Origin of the sequence: Campylobacter lanienae NCTC 13004 (assembly GCF_002139935.1) — a bacterium.
In the GTDB taxonomy this organism is placed as follows: domain Bacteria; phylum Campylobacterota; class Campylobacteria; order Campylobacterales; family Campylobacteraceae; genus Campylobacter; species Campylobacter lanienae.
The window spans coordinates 1,587,416-1,594,554 of sequence record NZ_CP015578.1 but is presented as its reverse complement, the minus strand read 5'-3'; the positions used below and the strand labels follow the sequence as shown (position 1 = coordinate 1,594,554).

Genomic DNA, 7,139 nt, shown 5'->3' with positions numbered 1-7,139 from the left:
TACTTTCCCTTTAAATTTATTGGCTAATATTCTACTAAAAATTTAATTAAAAATGACTTATTATGGTATTATAGCGGTTTTAAAATTAAATTTAATTTTGCTAATGTGAATAAATGTGAATAACTCAAAAGGATATATGTGAAAATCTTAGGAATAGACCCTGGAACGCGCAATTGCGGTTATGCGATAGTTGAAAAAGTCGGTAATAAAAAGATCTTAATAGAAGCCGGACTTATAAAGATCAAACAAGATAGCTTACAATATCAGATAACCCAACTTTGCGAAGGGCTAGATCTTATATTTAAAACGCATAAGATTGATGAGGTGGCGATTGAAGATATATTTTATGCTCATAATCCAAAAACCGTCTTAAAACTCGCTCAATTTCGTGGTGCTCTTAGTCTTAAAATACTTCAAATTCATGGCGAATTTAGTGAATACACCCCACTTCAAATCAAAAAAGCCGTCACAGGCAAGGCAAAGGCAGCCAAAGAGCAAGTGGCATTTATGGTAAAAAAGATGCTAGGGATAAATAAAGAGATAAAGCCACTTGATATAACCGATGCAATAGCAATAGCTTTAACTCATAGTTTTAATGTAAAATAATGAATTTACCTAGCAATTACAACTAGGTAAATTCGAATTTTACTGACAACCCTCGCACTCTATGCTACGATCAACTGGTTTATTATCCAAGTGGCTTGAGTCTGGGCTTTCACTTCTTAGATAGTATGTAGATTTCACGCCTAAGCTCCAAGCAAGCATATATATATCGCTAAGATATTTTCCACTAGCTTTATCTAAACTCATAAATATATTTAGACTTTGACCTTGATCTATCCATTTTTGGCGGATTGCTCCTGCTTTGATAAGGACTCTTTGATCTAGCTCATAAGCTGGAGTGTAGTATTGCCAAGTTTCAGGGCTCAAATTTGGGACTACGCAAGGGGTCATACCGCTTAGATTTTGCTCAAACCATTTTCGCTTATATACTGGCTCGATGGTTTGGGTCGTTCCTACTAATATACTTATGCTTGAAGTTGGTGCTATAGCCATTAAATAGCCATTTCTTATACCATCTTTTTTGACTTTTTCTCTTAATTTAGCCCAATCACAACTACCTTCATCAAATAGACTTCCACCACGATTAACAAGGGCTTTGGCGTTTGGATTTGCTAGGTCTATTGGGAATATTCCTTTGCTCCAGTTTGAGCCAGCAAAATCTGGATAAATTCCTTTTTCTACGGCTAAATTTGATGAAGCGTAAATGGCGTTGTAGCTGATATTTTCCATTATTTCATCTATTTTTTCAAGGTGTTCGTAGCTACCCCATTGTATCTGCTTTGTAGCTAGCATTTCAGCCTCTCCCATAACGCCTAAGCCTATTGAGCGACTAGCTAAATTTGTGTGTTTAACCTTAGCATGTGGGTAGAAATTTAGATCTATAACATTATCTAGCATTCTAATGGCTATTGGTGTAACTCTTGCTATATCTTCAGGAGTGTTGATTTTGCTTAAATTTATACTTGCTAGGTTACAAACGGCGGTTTTGCCCTCTTTTAAGCCTTTTTCTACTATAAATATATCTTTGTTGTTTAATCTATCTAAAGCGGTAATTTTTTTAGCCTTTTTAGTGTATCCGCCATCAACTGTTACTTCTAGATTTTCATCAAATAGATCATAGCTACCATCTGTGTAGATTACCTTAGTTTGATAGTAATTGGGCTCAGTATTTTGGAAGATTTCAGTGCATAAATTTGAGCTTCTAATTATGCCTTTGTGCGAATTTGGATTTAGCTTATTTGCGCTATCTTTAAAGCATAAAAACGGCATACCACTCTCAAAATAGCTTGTAAGAATTTTCTTCCATAACTCTTTGGCTTGGATTACGCTTTTAGCGATATCTTGGTTATTTTCATACTCTAGATATCTTTTTTCAAATTTATCGCCATATAGATCACAAAGATCAGGCGTATCAGCTGGATCAAATAGCGTCCATCTCTCATTATTCTCCACTCTTTTCATAAAAAGATCATTTATCCACAAAGCCGGAAATAATTCATGAGCTCTGCGACGCTCTTCGCCAGAGTTTTTACGAAGATCCAAAAAGTCGCTTACATCCATATGCCAAGGCTCGATATAAACTGCTATTGCGCCTTTTCTAGTGCCTAGCTGATCGACTGCAACTGCGATATCGTTTGTAACTTTTAAAAATGGTATTATCCCACCAGCTGCGTTTTTATGCCCATCAATGCTACCGCCCATAGCACGCACTTTACACCAATCCCAGCCGATACCACCACCAAATTTAGAGAGCAAAGCCATCTCTTTATAACTATCAAAAATTCCTTCGATATTATCAGGAGTGCTTCCAACATAGCAGCTTGATAGTTGGTGCCTTGTGGTTCTAGCATTTGAGAGAGTTGGAGTTGCTAGCATTACTTCAAATTTGCTTATGATATCGTAAAATTTTTTCGCCCAACCTTGAGAATCTAGCTCATTTTGAGCCAAAAACATAGCGATCGCCATAAACATCTGTTGCGGTAGCTCTATAGGTTTGCCATTTTTGTCTTTTATAAGATATCTATCATATAGAGTTTTAATCCCAAGATATGTAAATTGCATATCTCGCTCTGGTTTTATATAGTTGTTTAGATCATCAAGATCATATTTTTCTTTTAAACCAAGCAAGATTCTGCCCTCTTTTTCACCCTTGATTAGATAATTTTCAAGGCTATTATATCCGCTAAATCCAGTTGCTTTGTGATACAAATCATACAAAAATAGCCTAGCTGCGACAAAGGTCCAGTTAGGGCGATCGATATCTATCTTATCAACTGCGGTTTTGATGAGAGTTTGTTGGATCTCTTCAGTTGTGATATTATCACGAAATTGAATTTTCGCATCAACTTCAAGCTCGCTTAAGCTGACATTATCTAGTCCGGCTACGGCTTCACTTGTGTATTTTTTGATTTTAGATATGTCTAACTCTTCAGTTCTGCCATTTCTTTTTATAACTTTCATATTATCGTTATGCCTTTATATTAAATTTCAAATACTCTTTTAAATATTCTATCTACATTTTTTGTATAGTAAGTGTAGTCAAAACACTCTTTTATCGCATTTTCATTGAGTTTTTCTCTAAGCTCATTATCATTTAGTAAATTTTGTAAAAATAGACTCTCGCCATTTTCATTAAGAGCTTTTTTACCCTCTTGTAAGTCAGCCCAAACTTTCATAGCATTTCTTTGGACGATTTTGTATGCGTCTTCTCTACTTACACCTTGTTTTGGTAGCTCTAAAAGGACTCTTTGAGAAAAGACTAATCCACCGGTTAAATTTAAATTTTTCATCATATTTTCTGGATATACAACCAAATTTGCTAAAATTCCATTTAATCTATTTAGCATAAAATCACTCGTGATAAAGGCATCAGGCAAGATAAATCTCTCTACACTTGAGTGGCTGATATCTCTTTCATGCCAAAGGGCGACATTTTCCATAGCTGGGATAGCGTAGCTACGAATCATTCTACAAAGACCGGTTACATTTTCGCTTAAAACTGGGTTTCTCTTGTGTGGCATAGCGCTTGAGCCTTTTTGCCCTGGGCTAAAATACTCCTCAGCTTCATAAACTTCTGTCCTTTGATAGTGCCTTATCGCTACTGCTATCTTCTCACAACTACTAGCTAGTATGGCTAGAGCCGATATCACTTGAGCGTAGCGATCTCTTTGGATTACTTGATTACTTGCTGGGGCTGGATTTAGGCCTAAGTTTTGACATACTAGCTCTTCTAATTCAAGTGGAGAGTGAGCGAAATTACCCATCGCACCGCTTATCATACCAGTGCTAATAACGCTTTTAGAGTGGTTTAGTAGCTCATAGGCTCTTTTGATCTCATCATACCAAATAGCAAGAACCAAACCAAATGTTATAGGCTCTCCGTGAATTCCGTGGCTTCTGCCGACCATTAGAGTGTTTTTATGCTCGTAAGCTCTTTTTTTGATAGTGTCCATTAAAATTTTAATATCATCTAAGATTAACTCCATACTATCTTTGATCTGTAACGCAACGGCTGTATCGATACAATCACTACTTGTCATACCAAAATGGATAAATCTACTCTCTTCACCCAAGCTCTCGCTCACGCTAGTTAAAAAGGCGATTACATCATGTTTGGTGGTCTTTTCTATCTCATCTATGCGGTTAATATCAAATTTAGCATTTTCGCAGATTTTTTTACAATCACTATCAGGAATTAATCCTAGCTTATTCCACGCTTTGACTGCTGCTAGCTCAACTCTTAGCCACGCATCATATTTGGCTTGTAAGCTCCATTTATCACTCATAATTTTCCTGGCATATCTCTCTACCATTTCAGAACCTTTTTTGCTAAATTTTTATATAATTTTAATCTGATATTATATAAAAAATCTTATAAAATTTAGGTTAATAAATGTCTTATGAAAAGATGAAAATCGGCAAATTTTATGGTCAAAAGATATATCAAATACTCATATCTCAAGGCTATTGTATGAAAGAGGCTCAAAAGCTATGTGATAATGGGCGAATTATAGATAATTTCGGCTCTGTGCTTAAGAAAAATAGCGTAGCAAATGGGGATATATTTTTGATAGATTATAAGTGCGAACCAAAGGGGCTCAAACCGATTTTTGAATGCAAGGAATTTGGGGTATTTGATAAACCAAGTGGGGTTTTGACTCATCCAAATGGTAGGCATTGTAGCTATAGTTTGTGTGATGAAATTTGGTCTTTATGGGGCAAAAAAGCTTGCGTGGCTCATAGACTAGATAGAGAAACTAGTGGAGTAATCTTAGTAAGCAAGAGCCAAGAAACAGCTATAGAGCTTAAAAAAATGTTTGAAAATAGAGAGATTTTCAAAAGCTATTTAGCTATTGTAAGTGGCAAAATTGAAGTGGGGGAATTTTATAAATTTAGAGCGGAAAATTATACGGATTTTGTGGGTAAATTTGGTTTTTTGGATAGTTTGGATTGGCTTGTGATTGATAAGGCTATGGATATCACAAATGATTATGATGATATTAAGACCAGAATGCGAATTTGCGAAAGTGGCAAGCGTGCTGTGACACTATTTCGGTTGATTAGTTACGAGGCAAAAAGTGATACTAGCTTAATAGAGTGTGTTCCATTAACAGGGCGGCAGCATCAGATTAGGCTTCATATGTTTTATGTGAAACATAAAATTTTAGGCGATCCGATTTATGGGCTTGAGCGTGGCGATATAGAGCGAATTTTAGATGGTAAAATGAGTGAAAATGAGCGTATAAATTTAACTGGAGCAAGTAGGCTTATGCTTCACTCTAATCGGCTCAAATTTAGTTATAATGGAGCTGAATTTGATATCAGCTCCAAGATGGAATTTGGATTAAATCTGTGAGATTAAATTTATTTATTTATTATCAGATTTAATCACATAAATCATACCAAATAATCCGATAATCACAACAATTGAGATAAAAATTAATTGTATTATATCAAGCAGTGGCACTATTTTCTCCTTTGCTTCGCTCTTTTAATTGGCCGCATGCAGCACTTATATCAAGCCCTTTACTTTGACGAATTGTGCATGTAACGCCACGAGATTGAAGGTAATCTCTGAATTTCTCTACATTTTCTTGCGATGGTCTTTGATATGGGCTACCTTCATGTGGATTAAAAAGGATTAAATTCACCTTTGCTTTAATCCCGTGAAGTAGCTTTACAAGGGCTTTTGCGTCGCTAAGGTTGTCATTTATCTTATCCATTATTAGGTATTCGAACATAACTCTTTTTCTCATATCTATAGGGAATTGACGCACAGCATCCATCACACTAGCGATATTATAAGCCTTATTTACCGGCATCAATTTCTCTCTTAATTCATCTGTAACAGCGTGTAAAGATATAGCCAAAAGCACGCCCAAATCCATTTCTCCAAGCTTTTTAATCTGTGTAGCTAACCCACTTGTGCTGATAGTTTGGCGCCTTGCTCCTATAGCTAGACCATCATTATCTTTTAAAATATTTATAGCTTTTGATACATTATCTAGATTATCAAGAGGCTCGCCCATGCCCATATATACGATATTTACTCTTCTCTCATAAGGTATGTTATTTTCTCTTTTTATCCATAGAATTTGCCCTACGATCTCGCCAGCACTTAGATTACGGATGAATCCGCCTTTAGCCGTTAGACAAAAGCTACATCCCATCTTACAGCCCACTTGAGAGCTGACACAGATAGTGTATCTAGCGTGTTTTTCTACTTTGCCATTTTGATCCAAAATTTCATCTTTCATAGGCAAAAGAACGCTTTCAATTGTCTTGCCATCGTGGAGCTTAAATAGATATTTTATGCTTCCATCTTTGCTAATTTCACTTCTAACGCAACTCAAAGGATCAATCTGAAATTCGCCTTTTAAATTCTCTCTAATATCCTTTGGCAAGTTACTCATCTCATCAAAAGATTTAGCATTTTTCTTATATATCCACTCATAAATTTGCTTTGCTCTAAATTTAGGTTTAATGATATTGGCCAACTCATTTTGAGTATAATCAAGCAAATTTTTCATATAATTCCTTCTGATTTTAGATATTTTGTGATGATTTTTTTGGCTTTTGGGTAGTTTTGGATGAAGTCATTGTGGGCATTTTCGTTACAATAGTTTGTCGCACATAAGATAAATTCAAAATCAATATTAAATTTATTTGCTACAGATTGAACACTGTAAGCTTCCATATTTTCAGCTATAAATCCTAAATTTTTAAATTTATTAGAGATATCTCTTGATTTGGTTATAAAATTTGATGAATTTATCCTATTTGTTTCTTGTGAAACTTGCGGTTGGTTTGAGATAATTGGAGTGTAGCCAACGCCCATTATGCCAGCAATTTCATAGTTAAAAGCTAGATTGCTTTTGTAAATTTCAAGTAGTTTATCATCTGTGTATAATCCACAGCTTCCTATGAAAATAATCTTTTTAGGCAAATTATCTAAATTTAGTAAAATTTCGGTTAAATTTATCGCTGATTCTACCACTCCTATGCCAATTGCTTTGGCAAATTCAAAGCTCTCCATTGCCCCAGCACAAACTATTAAAATATCGCTATTTTCTTTG

The 7,139-nt window shown here is 35.3% G+C and carries 6 protein-coding genes; 2 read left to right on the top strand and 4 right to left on the bottom strand.

The window, feature by feature from the left end; genetic code table 11:
• Window positions 1–132 precede the first annotated feature (132 nt).
• Window positions 133–606, top strand: coding sequence for a crossover junction endodeoxyribonuclease RuvC (ruvC, locus tag CLAN_RS08205; protein WP_167368972.1), 474 nt, complete (start codon window positions 133–135; stop codon window positions 604–606).
• Between the two features lie 39 nt (window positions 607–645).
• On the opposite strand, the gene CLAN_RS08200 is transcribed toward ruvC, so the two are convergent.
• Window positions 646–3,024, bottom strand: coding sequence for a ribonucleoside-diphosphate reductase subunit alpha (locus CLAN_RS08200; protein WP_100591026.1), 2,379 nt, complete (start codon window positions 3,022–3,024; stop codon window positions 646–648).
• 20 nt (window positions 3,025–3,044) lie between these two features.
• Entirely contained in the window at window positions 3,045–4,376 is a 1,332-nt protein-coding gene (gene purB / locus CLAN_RS08195; RefSeq protein ID WP_100591025.1) for an adenylosuccinate lyase, read from the bottom strand.
• Between the two features lie 80 nt (window positions 4,377–4,456).
• On the opposite strand from purB, the gene CLAN_RS08190 reads away from it, so the two are divergent.
• Complete coding sequence (locus CLAN_RS08190) at window positions 4,457–5,419, top strand: pseudouridine synthase family protein (protein ID WP_100591024.1); 963 nt, start codon at window positions 4,457–4,459, stop codon at window positions 5,417–5,419.
• A gap of 97 nt (window positions 5,420–5,516) precedes the next feature.
• Here CLAN_RS08190 and rlmN read toward each other — a convergent pair whose 3' ends face one another.
• Both rlmN and CLAN_RS08180 read right to left on the bottom strand, forming a co-directional pair.
• Window positions 5,517–6,593: a dual-specificity RNA methyltransferase RlmN gene (gene rlmN, locus CLAN_RS08185; protein ID WP_096026433.1), complete on the bottom strand. Its 1,077-nt coding sequence runs from the start codon at window positions 6,591–6,593 to the stop codon at window positions 5,517–5,519.
• On the bottom strand, window positions 6,590–7,099 hold the full coding sequence (locus CLAN_RS08180) for a phosphorylase family protein (RefSeq protein ID WP_100591063.1): 510 nt from the start codon (window positions 7,097–7,099) through the stop codon (window positions 6,590–6,592). Before CLAN_RS08180 ends, rlmN begins: the two co-directional genes overlap by 4 nt.
• Window positions 7,100–7,139: the final 40 nt, after the last annotated feature.

Coding starts and splice junctions, on each gene's coding strand:
- rlmN (WP_096026433.1), bottom strand. CDS start 6,593: ATGAAAAATTTGCTTGATTATACTCAAAATGAGTTGGCCAATATCATT.
- CLAN_RS08180 (WP_100591063.1), bottom strand. CDS start 7,099: ATGGAGAGCTTTGAATTTGCCAAAGCAATTGGCATAGGAGTGGTAGAA.
- purB (WP_100591025.1), bottom strand. CDS start 4,376: ATGGTAGAGAGATATGCCAGGAAAATTATGAGTGATAAATGGAGCTTA.
- CLAN_RS08190 (WP_100591024.1), top strand. CDS start 4,457: ATGTCTTATGAAAAGATGAAAATCGGCAAATTTTATGGTCAAAAGATA.
- CLAN_RS08200 (WP_100591026.1), bottom strand. CDS start 3,024: ATGAAAGTTATAAAAAGAAATGGCAGAACTGAAGAGTTAGACATATCT.